The 16623-nt window shown below is 66.5% G+C and carries 19 protein-coding genes; 6 read left to right on the top strand and 13 right to left on the bottom strand.

All coding sequences use genetic code 11. The annotated features are described in order from the left end of the window. Window positions 1–10 precede the first annotated feature (10 nt). Window positions 11–154: a hypothetical protein gene (locus tag PGN37_RS14520; RefSeq protein ID WP_335331725.1), complete on the top strand. Its 144-nt coding sequence runs from the start codon at window positions 11–13 to the stop codon at window positions 152–154. A 9-nt stretch (window positions 155–163) separates the two neighbouring features. On the opposite strand, the gene PGN37_RS14515 is transcribed toward PGN37_RS14520, so the two are convergent. The 7 genes from PGN37_RS14515 to PGN37_RS14485 form a co-directional block, all read right to left on the bottom strand. Beyond that, window positions 164–1462 carry a ClC family H(+)/Cl(-) exchange transporter gene (locus PGN37_RS14515; protein WP_335331724.1) on the bottom strand — a complete coding sequence of 433 codons (1299 nt, stop codon included), beginning with the start codon at window positions 1460–1462 and terminating at the stop codon, window positions 164–166. A gap of 6 nt (window positions 1463–1468) precedes the next feature. Continuing rightward, entirely contained in the window at window positions 1469–1891 is a 423-nt protein-coding gene (locus PGN37_RS14510) for a nitroreductase family deazaflavin-dependent oxidoreductase (protein WP_335331723.1), read from the bottom strand. 51 nt (window positions 1892–1942) lie between these two features. Continuing rightward, window positions 1943–2713: an amino acid ABC transporter ATP-binding protein gene (locus PGN37_RS14505; protein WP_335331722.1), complete on the bottom strand. Its 771-nt coding sequence runs from the start codon at window positions 2711–2713 to the stop codon at window positions 1943–1945. A 12-nt stretch (window positions 2714–2725) separates the two neighbouring features. Beyond that, entirely contained in the window at window positions 2726–4156 is a 1431-nt protein-coding gene (locus PGN37_RS14500) for an amino acid ABC transporter substrate-binding protein/permease (protein WP_335331721.1), read from the bottom strand. A gap of 148 nt (window positions 4157–4304) precedes the next feature. Beyond that, window positions 4305–4931, bottom strand: a complete 627-nt coding sequence (locus tag PGN37_RS14495; protein WP_335331720.1) for a pyridoxamine 5'-phosphate oxidase family protein — start codon at window positions 4929–4931, stop codon at window positions 4305–4307. Continuing rightward, window positions 4928–5389 (bottom strand): nuclear transport factor 2 family protein, encoded by a 462-nt coding sequence (locus PGN37_RS14490; RefSeq protein WP_335331719.1) that lies wholly within the window; start codon window positions 5387–5389, stop codon window positions 4928–4930. The genes PGN37_RS14495 and PGN37_RS14490 overlap by 4 nt, the downstream gene beginning before the upstream one ends. Then, window positions 5386–6051, bottom strand: a complete 666-nt coding sequence (locus PGN37_RS14485; protein ID WP_335331718.1) for a cysteine hydrolase — start codon at window positions 6049–6051, stop codon at window positions 5386–5388. Before PGN37_RS14485 ends, PGN37_RS14490 begins: the two co-directional genes overlap by 4 nt. Before the next feature lie 135 nt (window positions 6052–6186). Here PGN37_RS14485 and PGN37_RS14480 point away from each other — a divergent pair, with 135 nt between their 5' ends. Continuing rightward, window positions 6187–7119, top strand: coding sequence for a LysR family transcriptional regulator (locus tag PGN37_RS14480; protein WP_335331717.1), 933 nt, complete (start codon window positions 6187–6189; stop codon window positions 7117–7119). Between the two features lie 4 nt (window positions 7120–7123). Here the strand turns inward: PGN37_RS14480 and PGN37_RS14475 are convergent, their stop codons facing one another. Next, a complete protein-coding gene (locus PGN37_RS14475) occupies window positions 7124–8104 on the bottom strand; it encodes an MOSC domain-containing protein (RefSeq protein ID WP_335331716.1) in 981 nt (326 codons plus the stop codon). Beyond that, window positions 8101–9057: an NAD(P)/FAD-dependent oxidoreductase gene (locus PGN37_RS14470; protein WP_335331715.1), complete on the bottom strand. Its 957-nt coding sequence runs from the start codon at window positions 9055–9057 to the stop codon at window positions 8101–8103. The genes PGN37_RS14475 and PGN37_RS14470 overlap by 4 nt, the downstream gene beginning before the upstream one ends. A 121-nt stretch (window positions 9058–9178) precedes the next feature. Between PGN37_RS14470 and PGN37_RS14465 the strand changes: the two genes are divergently transcribed. Together PGN37_RS14465 and PGN37_RS14460 are read left to right on the top strand one after the other, a co-directional pair. Continuing rightward, on the top strand, window positions 9179–9739 hold the full coding sequence (locus PGN37_RS14465) for a hypothetical protein (RefSeq protein WP_335331714.1): 561 nt from the start codon (window positions 9179–9181) through the stop codon (window positions 9737–9739). A gap of 56 nt (window positions 9740–9795) precedes the next feature. After that, entirely contained in the window at window positions 9796–9978 is a 183-nt protein-coding gene (locus PGN37_RS14460; protein WP_335331713.1) for a hypothetical protein, read from the top strand. 4 nt (window positions 9979–9982) lie between these two features. Here PGN37_RS14460 and PGN37_RS14455 read toward each other — a convergent pair whose 3' ends face one another. The 3 genes from PGN37_RS14455 to PGN37_RS14445 all read right to left on the bottom strand — a co-directional run bounded on the left by PGN37_RS14455 (window position 9983) and on the right by PGN37_RS14445 (window position 13601). Next, complete coding sequence (locus tag PGN37_RS14455; RefSeq protein ID WP_335331795.1) at window positions 9983–10186, bottom strand: hypothetical protein; 204 nt, start codon at window positions 10184–10186, stop codon at window positions 9983–9985. Window positions 10187–10347: 161 nt separating this feature from the next. Next, window positions 10348–13188 carry an MMPL/RND family transporter gene (locus PGN37_RS14450; protein ID WP_335331712.1) on the bottom strand — a complete coding sequence of 947 codons (2841 nt, stop codon included), beginning with the start codon at window positions 13186–13188 and terminating at the stop codon, window positions 10348–10350. Then, window positions 13167–13601 carry an MmpS family transport accessory protein gene (locus PGN37_RS14445; RefSeq protein WP_335331711.1) on the bottom strand — a complete coding sequence of 145 codons (435 nt, stop codon included), beginning with the start codon at window positions 13599–13601 and terminating at the stop codon, window positions 13167–13169. Before PGN37_RS14445 ends, PGN37_RS14450 begins: the two co-directional genes overlap by 22 nt. A gap of 185 nt (window positions 13602–13786) precedes the next feature. Here PGN37_RS14445 and PGN37_RS14440 point away from each other — a divergent pair, with 185 nt between their 5' ends. Both PGN37_RS14440 and PGN37_RS14435 read left to right on the top strand, forming a co-directional pair. Continuing rightward, window positions 13787–14368 carry a TetR/AcrR family transcriptional regulator gene (locus tag PGN37_RS14440; RefSeq protein WP_335331710.1) on the top strand — a complete coding sequence of 194 codons (582 nt, stop codon included), beginning with the start codon at window positions 13787–13789 and terminating at the stop codon, window positions 14366–14368. Between the two features lie 64 nt (window positions 14369–14432). Beyond that, window positions 14433–15320, top strand: coding sequence for a phytanoyl-CoA dioxygenase family protein (locus PGN37_RS14435; protein WP_335331709.1), 888 nt, complete (start codon window positions 14433–14435; stop codon window positions 15318–15320). A 10-nt stretch (window positions 15321–15330) separates the two neighbouring features. Here the strand turns inward: PGN37_RS14435 and PGN37_RS14430 are convergent, their stop codons facing one another. Further along, complete coding sequence (locus PGN37_RS14430) at window positions 15331–16587, bottom strand: HNH endonuclease signature motif containing protein (protein WP_335331708.1); 1257 nt, start codon at window positions 16585–16587, stop codon at window positions 15331–15333. Window positions 16588–16623 lie beyond the last annotated feature (36 nt).

Genomic DNA, 16623 nt, shown 5'->3' with positions numbered 1-16623 from the left:
TATTCGGACCGTGACCGATCCCAACACGCCCGAGGACGCAACGCAGGCCACCGAGGAACAACGCGAGTTGCAGGACAAACTCGATCATCAGGACGACGACCCGGACGCCCCCGGGGGTTGGCAGACCCGCGACCAGATTCCCGACGAGAACTGAGCCGCCCGCTCAGTCGTCGGAGTCCGCCGGACCCCGTTCTGGCACCATCCGGTCCCGCAGGCTGTCGTAGATCGGTGCGCACCCGGTGAGCTGAGCCGCGATCACGGCCGCCGCGCTCGCCGCCAGCATCGGCACGGTGACCGACGTGGTGGCCGTCATCTCGATGACGATCACCATGCCCGTGACCGGCGCGCGCACGGTCGCGGAGAAGAAGGAGGCCATGCCGACGATCGCCATCGGAATGGTCAGCGCCGACAGGTCGTGCGGCCACACGGCGTCGACGATCGCGACGAAGCCCACACCCCACAACGCTCCGATGGCGAGCAGCGGGGCGAAGAGCCCGCCGGGCAGCGCGGCCGAGTAGCTCAGCGGCCCGGCGATGAACCGCACGGCCAGGTAGCCGACGATCGCGGCCAGCATCAGGTTGTGCCCGCTGAGAATGAGTTGGGTGATGGTCTGCCCGTCGCCGACCGACAGGGGCAGCAGCACGGCGGCCAGCCCGACGAACGCGCCGATGACGGGCGCTTTGACGGTGGTCGGGATGCGGGCGATGGCGGCGACGTGATCGAGGAACCACAGCACGGTGACGTTGTAGGCGGCCCCGAGAAGCCCGGTGAGCACGCCGAACAGAAGGAACAGGGGCAGCCACCCCAGCGCGGGGGCCGCCAGCGGTTCGACCGCGAAGTCCGGGTGATTGCCGAGGATCAGGCGGGTGCACCCGACCGCGGTCGCCGAGGCCAGTGTGGTGGCCAGCACCAGCTGCATGCGGAACGACTTGCTGACCTCTTCGACGGCGAACAGCACGCCGGCGATCGGCGCGTTGAACGCCACGGCCAGTCCGGCGCCGCCGACCGCGGTCTGCATCATGCGCACGTCGGCGTCGCTGAGGCGCGCGTGCCGAGCCGCCTGGGCGCCCACCGCAGCACCCATGTGGACGGTCGGCCCTTCCCTGCCGAGCACCAGGCCCGAGCCGAGGGCCAGCACCCCACCGACGAACTTCGCGACCAGCAACTCGATCAGCGGCGGTCGTGCGTGCCCGTGGTAGACCGCCTCGACGTGTTGGATGCCGCTGCCGGCGGCCAGCGGCTGCCGACGCACGATCAGTGCGGCCAGCCAGGCCCCCAGCGCCGACGCGGCCACCGGGATCAGCCACCCCGGGCCGGGGAGGTGGTGCGCACAGTCGATCAGGTCGAGACGGAGCCGTTCGGCCTGCTGCAGGCACCAGCGGAAGGCGCCTCCCACGAGGCCGATGACAATGCCGGCAAGTGTCGCGGTCACCGCGAGGACGAGTGATCCCCGCGTGGTCACCAGCGGCTACTCGACGACGAAAACGGGAATCTGCCGGTCGGTCTTGGTCTGGTACTCGGCGTACGGCGGGTAGGCGTCGACCGCCAGTGCCCACCAGTGCTCGCGCTCGTCTCCTGAGATTTCACGCGCGGTCATCTCGCGGATCTCGGTGCCGTCCTGCACTGTCACCGAGGGGTTGGCTTTGACGTTGTGGTACCACGACGGGTGCTGCGGGTCGCCGCCCTTGGACGCGACCATCGCGTACGTGCCGTTCTCTTCGACGCGCATCAGCGGCACATAGCGCTTCTGGCCGGACTTCGCGCCAATCGTGGTGAACAGCACGACGGGCCGATCCATGATCTCGACACCCTCGGTGGTGCCCTGCTCGAGGATCTGCTTGGTCTGATCGCGAACCCAGTCGGTGGGGCTCAGCTCCGGTTGCTCGGTCATGCCACCAGTCAACACCACCGGCGCGGCGATATTCCGGTGACCGACGACTTGTCACAGCACCTTGGACAGGAAATCCTGCAGCCGTGGGTGTTTGGGATGATCGAACACCTGTGCCGGGGTGTCGTCCTCGACGATGTTGCCGTCGGCCATGAAGATCACCCGGGAGGCGACCTCCCGCGCGAAGCCCATCTCGTGGGTGACCACGACCATCGTCATGCCTTCGGCGGCCAGCGTGCGCAGCACTTCGAGCACGTCGCCGACCATCTCCGGATCGAGTGCGCTGGTGGCTTCGTCGAACAGCATGATCGAGGGGCTCATCGCGAGCGCGCGGGCGATCGCGACGCGCTGCTTCTGCCCACCGGACAGCGTCGCGGGTTTGACCTGCGCCTTCTCGGCAAGACCGACCTGACCGAGCAGCTCCATCGCCCGCTTCTCGGCGGCGGCCTTGTCCATCTTCTTGGTCAGCAGCGGCGCCAGCGTGACGTTGTCGATCACGGTCATGTGCGGGAACAGGTTGAAGTGCTGGAACACCATGCCGATGCGCTGGCGCACCTTGTCGAGGTCGATCTTCTTGTCGGTCAGGTCGAATTCGTCGATGACGACCGTGCCGTCGGTGATGTCCTCGAGCTTGTTCAGGCAGCGCAGGAACGTCGACTTGCCCGAGCCCGACGGCCCGATGACGCAGACGACTTCGCCCTCTTTGATCGTCGTGGTGATGCCGTCGAGCACCACCAGATCACCGAACGATTTCTTGAGGTTGTCGATGCGGATCTTGACCGCGCCCGTGGATTCCGTCGCGCTTTCGGGTGCCAGTTGGTTCATTTCACGATGCCCCTATTTGACTAACTTGCGTTCGAGTCGGTCCGAGAGTTTGGTCAGCGCCATGATGACGATGAAGTAGATGATGCCGATGATCAGCCACATGTTGAACGACTGGTAGTTGCCGGCGATGATGATGCGCCCCGTCTGGGTGAGTTCGGCGATGCCGATCACCGACAGGATCGAGGTGTCCTTCAGCGTGATGACGAATTGGTTGATGTAGGACGGGATCATCGTGCGGATGGCCTGCGGAAGGATCACCTTGCGCATGGTCGGCAGGTAGCCGATACCGAGGCTGCGTGCCGCCTCCATCTGTCCCTTGTCCACGGAATTGATGCCGCCGCGCACGATTTCGGTCATGTAGGCGCCCGCGTTCAGCGACAGCGTGATGATGCCCGCGGTGAGCGCCGACATCTGGAAGCCCAGCGCCGACGGGATGCCGAAGTAGATGAAGAACGCCTGCACCAGTAGCGGTGTGCCGCGGAAGATGTCGACGAACGTGGTGCCGATGGCGCGTAGCCAAATGGCCCGCGACACCCGGAACAACCCGAAGATGACGCCCAGGATCAGGGCGAAGAAGATCGAGACGACCGTCAGGATGATCGTCATCTTGAGGCCTTCGAGCAGCAGCGGGAAGGTGCTCTTGATCAGACCGAGGAACGAATTGTCGTCGGTGCTCGCCTCTTCGCCGAGGTAGACGCTGATGATCTTGTCGTACTCGCCGGACGCCTTCAGGTTCTTCAAGCCCTCGTTGAACTTGGTGAGCAATTCGGCGTTCTGGCCCTTGTTGACCGCGAAGCCGTAGCCGGTCGGGTCTTCTTTCGGGGTCACGGTCTTGAAGCCGTTGCCCTGCGCGATGCCGTACAGCAGCACCGGGTAGTCCTCGAACACCGCATCGGAGTTACCGGTCCGCACCTCGTCGAACATCGACGACGAGTCGGCGAAGGAGACCACCTGGAAGCCGTATTTGTCCTTGATCGAGTTCGCGAAATCCGAGCCCTGGGTGCCGTTCTTGACGGCCACCCGCTTGCCCCTGAGATCCTCGTAGGACTTGATGTCGTTGTTGGACTTCAGCACCGCCATCTGGATGCCGGATTCGAAGTACGGCTCGGAGAAGTCGAACACCTTGCGGCGATCGTCGGTGATCGACATGCCGGCGATGACGCCGTCGACCTGGTTGGCCTGCACAGCCTGCAGTGCGGCGTCGAATCCGAGGGGCTTGATGTCGACGGTGAAGCCCTGGTCCTTGGCGATCGCCCGGATCAGGTCCATATCGATACCGACGAATTTGCCCTCTTTGTCCTGGAATTCGAACGGCGCGAAGGTGGTGTCGGTGGCGACCGTGTAGGTCTGCCCCTGCGCCTTGGCCTCAGGGAGGGTCTGCGGAACCGTCAGCGCGGAGCCGACGCCGAGCACGAGGAGCACCCCGAGCAGCGAGATGAACATGGCGCTCCCACGCGTCCACGATCGAGCTCTGTGCGGGACTGCGCGTCCCCACCTACCGGCTCGCATGCTGAACCTCCCTGTCGGCGATGATCACGCGAACACGCTAGCCCTCCGGGGGGCGCGGGAGCCGGTTATCGACGCGACACGGTCACAATCGTCGTGCCCGCAGCTCAGCGTTCTCGGCCTCCAGCGCGGCGAGTCTGCGCCGCATCGGCTCCAGGGCGCCGTCCAGTTCGGCCGCCGTGTAGCGGGGGGTGATGTGCTGCGGGCAGTTCCAGTCGTAGGCGGCGATGCCGACGACGACGGCGCGTTCGACGACCGCGTCGTAGGTGGGATCGGTCATCGACGCGACCAGCTCGGGGTTCTGCTCGGCGGTCACGATGCGGGCATGCCCGAAGACCTTGAGGCGCCGCCGGTGTGCGTAGTCCAGGAAGATCAGTGCGACGCGCTGCTCGCCGCCCATGTTGCCGGTGCTGATGTATTGCAGGTTGCCGCGAAAATCGGCCCACCCGACGGAGTGGTCGTCGAGAACCCGGACGAATCCGGCGGGTCCGCCCCGGAACTGCACGTAGGGCCAGCCGGTCTCCCCGACCGTCGCGAGGTAGAAGTGGTCCTGCTCGGCCAGGTAGCCGCGTTCGTCGTCGGTGAGCCGGTCCGGCCCCGATGTCGCGGCACCGGAGTCGGCCTTACGTCCGTAGAACGTGGCGCTGCCGTGCTGCTCCTGTACCGACCGCACCGCCCGCGTGAACGCGATCGATCCGTAGCGTTTGCTCATTGGAGCGGGATCTCGTGGCCGTGTTCAGACTCGGGGCGCGGGCCGAAGTAGCGCCGTTGCGATTCGTCGATCGCGACGTCGTTGATGCTTGCCTCCCGCCGCCGCATCAGGCCGCGATCGTCGAACTCCCACAGCTCGTTGCCGTAGCTGCGCCACCACTGCCCTGAAGCGTCGCGGCATTCGTACTGGAAGCGCACGCCGATGCGGTTGTTGCGAAAACCCCACAGGCTCTTGCGCAGTGCGTAGTCGTGTTCCCGCTCCCACTTGGCGGTGAGGAATTCCACGATCTGCGCACGCCCGGTGACGAACTGGTCGCGGTTCCGCCACACGCTGTCCTCGGTGTAGGCGAGGCTGACGCGGTGCGGGTCGCAGGTGTTCCAGGCGTCTTCGGCGGCCTGCACTTTCTGCAGCGCGGCGGTCAGGTCGAACGGGGGAAACGGTGGGCGGGATCCGGTCATGATCGGGCACCTTCCTGTGTCATCGCGGTGATCACGTCGCTCGTCGTCACGACTGCGTGGGCGAGGAACGCGTAGTTGACGAGGGCGGCCTGGTAGCCGTCGCCGAACACCGGATGACGCGGACCGGCGGTGGCGTCGGTGACGACGACGACCTCGAAGCCTTGCTCGAGGAGGTCGCGCAGGTGTGATTCGACGCAGATGTTGGCCAGCATCCCGCACAGCACCACCGTGCTGATCCGGCGTTTACGCAGCTGCAGGACCAGGTCGTTGGTCTGTGGTCCCCAGACCTTGTGTGGGCTGGCGACGACGGTGTCCGGGTGGTCGATGAGCGGTGCCAGCTCGGGCAGCCAGTCCGCCCCGGAGCCGGCGAACCCGTCGAGGGTCAGCGGGCCGCGGCGGGCGAAGGTGTCGGTGCGCAACTCGTCGGTCTCCAGCGGGCCGTTGAACAACCACCGGTGATCGGTGGGATAGAAGTAGTGCGGCGAGACGAACACGCCGTACCCGCCGTCGTGGGCGGCGGTGAGCAGTTGGACCAGATGCTCGACGGTCCGATTCTCGGTGACACTGTCGCGCAACACCTCCCAGTTCTTCCCGGTGGGGCTGAGGACGTCGTTCTGCGGGTCGATCACGACCACCGCGGTGTGGGCTGTCGTGTAGTTCACTGCTGCACCAACTTTCGGCTGAGGGTCGGACACCTACTCAGCCTGCGCGTGCACGGTGCGGCGAACAAGGCTGATCTTCCGATCGCATTCATCAGGCCGGCTGATCAATCGCGTCGCACGCTCTACGATCGTCGGGTGGAGTTGCGCCAACTGGAGGCGTTCGTCGCGGTGGCGCGGGAGCTGCATTTCGGTCGCGCCGCCGAGAAACTCCACATCTCGCAGCCCACGCTGAGTGAACTGATCCGCCGCCTCGAGCGGGAGGTCGGGGCCCCGCTGTTGACCAGAACCACCCGCCGGGTGGCCCTCACGCAGGCCGGCGTTGAGCTGTTCGGGCGCGCGGTCAGCATCCTCGACGATGTCGAGGGGGCCGCAGCGGCGGTGCGCCGGCTCGCCGACGGTGACACCGGCACCGTTCGGCTGGGCATCACGCCGCCCGCCGCCCCGCTGCTCACGCCGCACCTCGCGCAGGCGCTTCAACGAGCCGCGCCCGAGGTGGAGCTGGCCGTGCGCCGAATGTGGCTTCCCGACCTGCAACAGGCCATCGGCGAGGGTGCGCTCGACGTCGCCATCACGTGCGGACCGGTCACCAATCCCCCGGGTATCTTGAGCGAGGTGTTCTGCGCGGAGCCCGCGGTGGTGGGGTTGCGGGCCACCCACCGCCTCGCTCACTGCGCGGCTCTCGACCTCGTCGAGCTGGCCGGCGAGACCCTGGGTGCGCACAGCGAGGCGCTGTTCCCCGCGTGGTCTCTGGCCTTGCAGCAGATCCTCGATGACGCTGGAATCGCGCCGCCCACAGTGGAATTGACGGAGATCGACCTGTCGGCGCACCGCTGGCCCGAACAGCGCGAGGTCGACTGGACGCTGACCACCGCCGCCGTGGCAGGCAGTGCGCCCGGGGTCACCCTCGTACCGCTGGATCCTCCGCGATTCATCCCCTACACGTTGCAGTGGTGCCCGATTCGGGCGACGACCGCCGCCGTGGGCAGGTTCGTGCATCTGGCGTTGTCGGTCGACGTGCCGCCCGGCTGGGTGAGCCAGCCCGACCACCTCCGGCACCCGGGCCGGTGATCCGTCACTTGGCGAAGCGCAGCACCGTGGCTTCGACGATCTTCTGCAGGCCCCGGCTTGCCGACTTGCCGACCGCGGTTGCCGTGCGTTCGACCACGTTCGGCGGCGGCGGCAGATACACGGTCGCCTCGTCGTCGACGCGGACGGTGCCTGCGGTGGCGACGTCGGCGTAGATGCCGAGGAAGCGGTTGGTCTTCTCGGCCAGCTGCCGGGTCACCGACAGGTCTTTCTCCAGGCCGGGCTGCGGGCGTGATCCGACCACGCACCGGATCGTCGGGTTGGTCACCGACAGCACGACGGTGCCGAGGTGCACTTCGCCACCGACCCAGGCGGATTCGGGGAACGGGTCGGGGCTCTCGATGTCGACGAGCACATTGGGCCGGAAGCGTCGCACGTCGTACGGCGTCCCGTCGACCGAGAGGCTACGCAGGCTCGCTGTGCTGAGCAGGTGCACCGGGCTGAGGTCGACGAACGTGCCTGGGGGTGTGGAATACCGTGCCAGCGTGACCATTTGGCGCGTGGTGAACACGGAGGTGTCGGGCAGTTCGTCGCTGTCGCCGAGACCGAAGTCCTGCCGGACCTGGTCGGCGGCGAAGTTTCCCAGCGAGGTCTGCAGCGACATGCGGTGGGCGCTGGTGTCGTTCACCGACGGAAGCGCGGTGAGCCGTACCTCCCGCCCGACCAGCTCGCTGAGCGCGGCGTGCACGGTCGGGTCGTCACTGGTGATCTCCCGCCCGTCGGGCAGTGAGATCACGACGGCGGGCACCTTTCCGGGCCCGGCATCGGGGCCGGGGTCCTCGACGTAGCGCGCCGAGCACTGCAGCAGCGTGGGGATTCTGCGGGCGGATGCCGTGACTCCCTTCTCGATGTCGCGCACCGCCCACAGCCGGTCGGCGTGCACGCCCCGCTCGTCGATGCGCAGCTCGTCGACGCGGGTGCCACCCATCGATTTGACCGGAAAGCGCCAGAGCTCAGTGATTTTCATGACTTTTGTGCCATTCCCTCCGTGAGATGGGCCGCCAGTGCGGCGCCGAGACGCTGCCCGGACAGCCAGGCCGCTTCGACACGTGGCGCACCGGACGGGCACCAGGAGTCGCCGCACAACCCGACCGGCCGTCCCGTGGTGTCGAGGTGGAACTCGGCGTCGCCGTGGGTGTCGGCGGGCTTGGCGAACGTCCACCGGTGCACGTGTGTCCAGTCCGGTTCGCCTGCGATGTCCAGCAGTCGGCGCATGGCCGCCACCATGGGCGCCACGGCCTGGTCGGGGTTCTCGAGGTGCCGGCGCGCCCGGTCGGCGGTGCTGTGCGCGACGAGCACGGCGGCGCCGTCGCCGCGGCGGGATCCGTCGTCGGCGAGGAACGACAGGTCCGGGTCGTCGTTGACGAAGGCGGCATCGGTCGACCAGCTGCGCTGCGGCCACCCGGCGGCGACGGCGATCACGGGGTCGTAGGCCGCCCAGTCGCCGGGCGGCGCGGAGGTGAGTCGCGCGGCTTGCGGGTCGGGCATCGCCAGCACCACGGCGTCGTGGGGAAGGTCGTCGAGGGTGTCGATCGGAGTCCCGTAGCGGACATCGTCGGGCAGCAGGTCGGCGACGAGTGAGCGCAGTCCCCCGCCTGCGGCGAAGCGCATCGGGCCGGTGGTGCTGTCGCGACCGCCGGGCGACAGCACGTCGAAGGTGTCGGTCCAGGGTCGGGCCAGTGCGCGGCTCGCCCAGTCGTCGACAACGGTCTGGAACGCCGACTCCTTGACGGTGAAGTACGCCGCCCCCAGGTCGACCCGGCGCCCCTGCACCGTGGGCGAGGCCATCCGGCCGCCGGGGCCGCGGCCGCGTTCGACGATCTCGACGGTGACGCCGCGTTCGCGCAGCGCCTGCGCGCAGGCCGCCCCCGACAGTCCCGCCCCGAGCACGGCGACGCGCGGGCGGGGCATCTCGGTCATCAGGCCACGGTAGCCCTGCCGTGTGCTCGACACCTGAGTACCTCACTACGCATGTGTGCGGATCGCGACCGGCGTTGGCTGGAGCCGACGGCCCGCAGGGGGCCGGGAATCAGGAGCAGACATGACTCACATCGCCTCCCGCGTCGCGCGCAGCACCGACGTCGACATCACCGACACGTTGAGCGACGAGGTGGTCCACGACGACTTCTACCTGGGACACGACATCAGCGACATGCTCGGTCTCGAGCACCACCCGCAGCGCAGCGCCACCACCAGAACGATCAGGATGCGCGATCGGGACATCCTGGCCAACGACGACACGGTGCTCGCATCACTGACCGGGATGTCGACCACCGTGACGAAGATGACCGATCCGCACGATGGGACGCACTGGTTGTTCATCGCGTTCGGCTATCGGGTGACGTCGCGCGGCTGGCGGACCGGCAGGGGCTCCCTGGCCGGCGAGACGCTGGGGGTGCCGCACGGGCTCTATTTCCTCAATCGCGACGGCGGCCCGATGTTCTCATGGGGATTCCCGTACCAGGACTTCACCACCGACTGCGGATGGGACAACCACGAGGCCTACTACGTGATCCGCGACCGCGACTACGTGTCGTGGTTCGAGGACTGGCGCAAGGTGTCGTGGCGGTTGGCGGGCGGCGGCTTCTTCTACCCCTGCTGACACGCGGCCGGCGCGGGTCGGTTTCTCGGCTCCGCCCCGTGGGCATACCTGGGCACATGGGTGAGAGGTCTCGGCTGGTGTTGCCGCTCGCGGTGGCAGCGGTCTCTGCGGTCGGCGGGGTGGTGTGGTCTGCCCGTCGCCGGTCCGCCGGCGGTCGGCACGAGATGCCGGACCTTCCCGGCGCGCACGAAGACGGCACCGTGCACGTCACGCCGAACGGTCAGATCACACCGTCGTGAAAGGCTAGGATTCGCAACCAGTTCCGTTGCCGTCGCGGTCCAGATCGTAGATGTCGGTGCCCACGACGGTGACAGGACCCTGTACGTAGGCCGGCCCGTTTCCACTGCCACCCGCGCAGTCGACGTCGCTGGCAATCGGCACGCATGCACCCGAGTAGTTCGGATCGCAGTCCGCGCCCTGCGCAACCGGCGTGGGGACCCACGTCATCAGACCGATGGCCACGACGACCGCCGCACTCACTTTGCTCACGAGACCCGACGCTAACTGCCGCTACGGGACGGTGAACCCAAAACGCGGCAGCTGTTCGCTTTTCGGATCAACCGCGTTTCCTGCACCGACGGTCGGCAACGTCCTTCCCGGTTGCCGGGTCAGGGAGCGCTCACCTGCCGGGCCGGCCGGGGACGGACGTTCTGCGGCCACCAGAACCACCGACCCATCAACGCCGCGATGGACGGCGTCATGAACGACCGGATGATCAGGGTGTCGACCAGGAGTCCCAGCCCGATCGTCGTCCCGACCTGAGCCATCACTTTCAGGTCGCTGATCGCGAACGACATCATCGTGAACGCGAACACCAGACCGGCGGAGGTCACCACGCTGCCGCTGCCCGCGATGGCGCGGATGATCCCGGTGTTCAGTCCCGCGTCGCGTTCTTCCTTGAACCGCGAGACCAACAGTAGGTTGTAGTCCGATCCCACGGCCAGCAGGATGATCACCGACATCGCCAGCACCAGCCAGTGCAGTTCGAGCCCGATGATGTGCTGCCACAACAGAACTGCCAAGCCGAAGGATGCGGCCAGGGACAGCACCACCGTTCCGACGATGACCAGCGCCGCGATCGCCGACCGGGTGATGATCAGCATGATGATGAAGATCAGACAGATCGCCGAGATCGCCGCGATGACGAGGTCGTAGTTCGAGCCGTCCCGCATGTCCTTGTAGGTGGCCGCCGTACCGCCCAGATAGATCTTGGAGGTCTCGAGCGGGGTGCCCTTGATGGCCTCGAACGCCGAGTTCTTGATCTGGTCGATGTGCGAAATACCCTCTGGCGTCGCCGGATCCCCCTGGTGGGAGATGATGAAGCGCACCGCCTTGCCATCAGGTGAGACGAATTGCTTGAGCCCGCGCTTGAAGTCGGGGTTGTCGAAGACCTCGGGTGGTAGGTAGAACGAGTCGTCGATCTTGGACTGGTTGAACGCTCTTCCGATCGCGGCGGGGTCGGACTGCTGCCGGTCCTGCAGATCCTGCTGATCCTTCTGCGTCGCATAGTTCGTCATGATCTGATCGCGGTTTCGTTCTTGGCTGGCGATCTGCGGCGGGATCAGCGCCAACAGCTTGGGCTGAAGGGCGTTGATCTTGTCGAGGCTGATTGTGGTCTCGGCGAGAAGTCCGGAGAGTTCGTCGATCCCGTCCAGCGCGTCGAACAGCGAGCGCAGCGAGTAGCAGACCGGGATGTCGTAGCAGTGCGGTTCCCAGTAGAAGTAGTTCCGGATGGGCCGGAAGAAGTCGTCGAAGTTGGCGATCTTGTCGCGCAGGTCGTTGGTGACGGCGACGGTCTGCTTGAGAACGTCGGTCTGCTCCTGCTGTGCGTTGGCGCTTTCCTTCTGCAGCTCCAATTGCCGCCGCAGAACGTCGATCTGATCGTTGATGTCGCTGGCCTGCCGGAGGAGGTCGGCCGTGCGCGCTTCGGCGGAGGACTGCGTCAGCTTCTGATTCACGCCCTGCTGGCCGACGATGTACGGAATCGAGGAGCCTTCGATCGGAGTCCCGAGCGGTCGCGTGATCGTCTGCACCCGCGCGATGCCCGGCAGATGGAAGACCTCCTTGGCGACCCGGTCGACGATGAGCATGTCGGTCGGGTTGCGCAGATCGTGGTCGGCGACGAGCATCAGCACCTCAGGATTGAGCCGTGCCTGCGGAAAGTGTTTGGCCGCAACCTGATAGCCCACATTGGCCTCGACGTCAGAGGGTAGGTACTTTTTGTCGTCGTAGCTCGTGGTGTAGGACGGCAGGGCGAGCAGGCCCACCAGCGTCACCGCCAGCGAGGCCACCAGGATCGGGCCGGGCCACCGGACCACGGCGGTTCCGACGCGCCGCCAGCCCCGGGTCCGCTGGCTGCGCTTGGGATCGAGCAGACCGAACCGGGACGCGACGGTGATGATCGCCGGCGCCAACGTCAACGCAGCCACCGTGACGACGAACATGCCGATCGCCAGTGGAATGCCGAGGGTCTGGAAGTAGGGCAGCCGTGTGAAGTGCAGGCACAACGTCGCTCCGGCGATCGTCAGGCCGGACCCCAGGATCACGTGCGCGGTGCCGTGATACATGACGTAGAAGGCGCTCTCGCGGTCATCGCCGGCGCTGCGCGCCTCGTGATAGCGGCCGACCAGGAAGATGGCGTAGTCGGTCGCTGCGGCAATGGCCAACAGTGTCAACAGGTTCACCGCGAACGTCGACAGTTCGATGATGTGGTGGTAACCCAGGAACGCCACCACACCCCGCGCCACCGCGAGTTCGAGTACGACGGTCACCAGCACGATGAGCACGGTGACGATCGAGCGGTAGACGAGGAGCAGCATCGTGATGATCACGAGAAAGGTCAGCGCTGTCACCAGTTGCAGGCTCTTGTCGCCCGCGTGTTGCTGATCGGAGAGCAGTGGTCCGGCACCGGTGACGTAGACGCGCAGACCTTGCGGCGGCGGGTTGGCCGCGACGATGTCGCGCACCGCCTCGACGGATTCGTTGGCGAGCGTCTCGCCCTGGTTCCCCGCGAGATACAACTGAACGTAGGAGGACAGGTTGTCCGCCGACTGGGAGCCCGACGACGTGAGCGGATCACCCCACAGGTCCTGGATGTGTTGGATGTGGGTGGTGTCCTTGCGCAGCGCGGCGATCAATCCGTCGTAGTACCGGTGCGCTTCGGCGCCGAGTGGCGTGTCGCTCTCCAGCACGATCATCGCCGAGCTGTTGGATGTGTACTCTCCGAACAGTTTCCCCACCAACTGCGTGGCCTGCAGCGACGGCGCGTCGTTGGGTGTCAGCGATGTGGAGTTCGCGGCGCCCACCGCTTCGAGCTGGGGTACGACGACGTTGAGCAGAGCGGTCAGCGCGAGCCAGCCCAGCAGGACGGGAACGCAGAACAGCCGCAGGAAGCGGGGAATCCGGGCGTGGCCGGTCTGCGCCGCGCTCACAGTGACTTCACCAGGCATGAGGTCTGTGCGTTCACTCCGTCGTAGGTCTGTTGGTCTCGAACTTCGTTGTCCACCAGGATCTTGCAGCTGATCGACGATCCGTCGCCTTGAGCGATGATGGTGGCCGCGGCCGACGGCTTGGTGGTCTCCAACGTGAGCGACCACGGCAGCGGCGCATCGTCGATGCGGTGCGGATTGGCGTCCAGGTCGAGGTAGTTGATGGTCGCGACGGCACCGGAGTCCCCGGTGATCTCGTAGGTGACGGCCTTCGGGTTGAAGGGTTCGGCATCCTGGGCCAGACCGGCCCCTGGCCGGGTCGTCTCGTTGTCCGATCCGAAGAACCCGTGCATGCGGTAGACCACGGTCGCCGCTACAGCGATCACCGCCACGATGACGAGTGGTATCCAGGCCCGCTTCAAGATCCCGACCATGCACGCCCCTTATGCGCCGCGCGACACCACGTGTGTCGGCCAAGCAAACATAGATGGACTGAATAATTTCAGCAAGCCGATCGGCTAGCTCTAATTAATTGATCCGTATAGGTCGAAACACCGGCGCCGGTAGGCTGGGCGTTTATTGTTGGGCGCGTACCCGGCGGGACGGAGAGGGCGAACGGATGGCGCGACCGACGGCACCACGCGGCCTGGCCCGGCAGCGGGTCCTCGACGCCGCTCTGGCGCTGTTCGCCGAACACGGCGTCCACGGAACGTCGCTGCAGATGATCGCGGACCGCATCGGAGTGAGCAAAGCGGCGGTCTACTACCAGTTCCGCTCGAAGGAAGACATCGCTCTGGAAGTCCTGCGGCCGTCGATCGACGACATGGCCCGGGTCATCCGGATCGCCGAAGTACTTCCCGACATGCAGCGCCGTCGCGAGGTGTTGGTCAGCGGCCTCATCGAGATGGTGGTCCGACACCGCGAGTTGTCGGTCCTGTTCTACGGCGATCCGGGAATCGACCAAATGGTGCGCGACGAACCAGAATTCAGCGTCGTCACCGTTCGCCTCAAGGAGCTTCTCGAGGGACCGCAGCCGTGTGTTGCCGACCGCATCGCCCTGCGGGTCTTCCTCTCCGGCGTCTGCCGGGTCGCCGCCGATCCCGACATGTCCGACATCGACGACGGCGAATTGCAGCGAAACCTCGTCGAGCTGTCGATCCGCCTTCTCGCGCCGGCGCCGACCGCCGCACCCGTGTCCTGATCACGTAACGGCGACGTGACGCTGTTTTACCAGGTCAACACACGCGATCGCGATACTCGACGGCATGCAGGAACTGAATCACGTCCCCGCCACCACACCGCCTGAGGAGATCTCCGATCTACTGCGTCGCGACGGCTATGTGATCGTCGACGATCTCGCGTCCACCGAGTTGATGGACGACATCGATCGCGAACTCGCGCCCTACTTCGACGCCACGCCGCTCGGCTACAACGCGATGATCGGGCGGCGGACCCGTCGCACCGGCGCGCTGGTCGCGCGGTCCCCTGCGTGCCGCACGCTGATCCAGAACCCCACGGTGATGGGCGTGTGCGCCGACTTCCTCGGCCACGCGTCGGCCTTCCAGCTGATGCTCACGCAGGTGATCTCGATCGAACCCGGCGAGTCGGCGCAAGCACTGCACCGCGATCAGAACGCCTTCGACTTCTACCCCTTCCCCGACGACTATCACGTGCAGTGCAACACGCTGTGGGCGCTGTCGGACTACACCGCCGAAATGGGCGCCACCCGAGTGGTTCCCGGCAGTCAGGTCGGCGACAAGAAGCCCACCGATTACGGCGACGACGAGTGCCTGCAGGCCGAGATGTCGCGCGGTTCGGTGCTGATCTACACGGGCAAGATCGTGCACAGTGGGGCCGCGAATCGTTCCGATCGGGTCCGGCGCGCGATCAACGTCAACTACTGCGTCGGCTGGGTTCGCCAGGAGGAGAACCAATTCCTCTCGGTGCCTCTCGATGTCGCGCGAACTCTCGACGACGATCTGCTGAAGCTCATCGGCTATCAGGAGGGTGCCTGGGCGATGGGGTATTTCCGGGACTTCGAGGATCCGCTGCGAGCGATCCGCGGTGACGCCGTCGAGTACGGCTTCGACGGCAACCGCCTCACCGGCGCGGCGAACGCGGCCTTCACCGACTCGCTCACGCACAGCGAGTGATCCGCATGCACTAGTCCGTCGAGGGTGGGCGTGGTTCGTAGGGTTGGTACCACCACCAGTTCGCGCGTTCGCCGGTGGGACCGGGACACGGCGCGACCTCTGGCGGTGGTTGCGTGGGTGTGCGGGCCAGGGAGGCGGAGGTCAACGCTCGACCGGCGGCGTCGGTAACGACGAGCTGGTCGGCGGGGCCGGTGATCGTGATCAGGCCGCGGTGATGTGCCCGATGGTGATACGGACACACCAGCGCCAGGTTCCACAGCTCGGTGGGGCCGCCGTCTTCCCAGTGCACCAGGTGATGGGCGTGCAGCGCCCGGGTGGCCCCGCAGCCGGGCACCACACAGCAGCGGTCGCGATGCTCGAGCGCGCGACGCAGCCGCCGGTTCACCGTCCTGGTTGAGCGGCTGGCCCCGATCACCCGCCCGTCGCGACGGAACCACACCTCGCACGTGGCATCGCAGGTCAGATAGTGGCGGTCACGGTCTGAGAGAACGGGTCCCAGGTGCAGCGCTGCGACCTTGTCCGCGACATCGACATGCACGACGACGGTGGTGCGCTGCCCGTGCGGGCGAGCCGCGGCCTCGGCGTCCCAACTCATGTGGACCAGACGCAGAAACGCCGCCGCGGTGGTCGGCATCGCTGCCCGCCCATCGGGGTCGGCGGCTTTCCACTCGGTGATCAACGCGTCGCGATGAGATGCCAGCGCAGCTTCGAACGCCGCGGCCTCGACATGCGGTAACGCGATCTGCCAGTAGGTGTACTGCTCATCGGAGGTCGAGGTGATCGAGGGCTGCGGCCCCGGATCGACTGTCGCGGCCTCCTCGCCGTCATCGTCGGGTTCGGGTGCTGGTTCAGGCTGGGGTTTGGGTTGCATGCTCAGTGCGGTGCGCAACTGGCTGACCGTCGCGCACTGGGCCATGGTCGCGAAATGGGCGTCCGAGCCGGGTAGACCATGTTCGGCGATGACCCCGACCTGATCGACCGAGAACCGGCCCTCCCTTAATCCCTCGATGCAGGTGGGGAATTCGTCGTAGCGCGCTGCGATCGCCGCGATCGTCTCACCCCGCGACCGCGACACCCCCGCCTTCCACGCCACCCACCCCGCCGTCGACCGCGCTCCGGCGGCCGCCCACAACTCATCCCGATCGATCTCCGCGGCGATCCCCACGATCCGCGCATCGATCGCATTGCGCTGCCCCGTCAGCTCCGCCAATTCCTCATGCAACACCGACAACCGCTCATCGATGGCCAGAGAACTGCTCGGAGACATGACCCCAATCTCCCAGCGCCCACCGACAATTCACCC

The sequence above is a fragment of the Mycobacterium kyogaense genome, assembly GCF_036946525.1.
Lineage (GTDB): Bacteria > Actinomycetota > Actinomycetes > Mycobacteriales > Mycobacteriaceae > Mycobacterium > Mycobacterium kyogaense_A.
The sequence above is the reverse complement of the archived record's forward strand: the minus strand, read 5'-3'. Positions and strand labels throughout refer to the sequence as shown.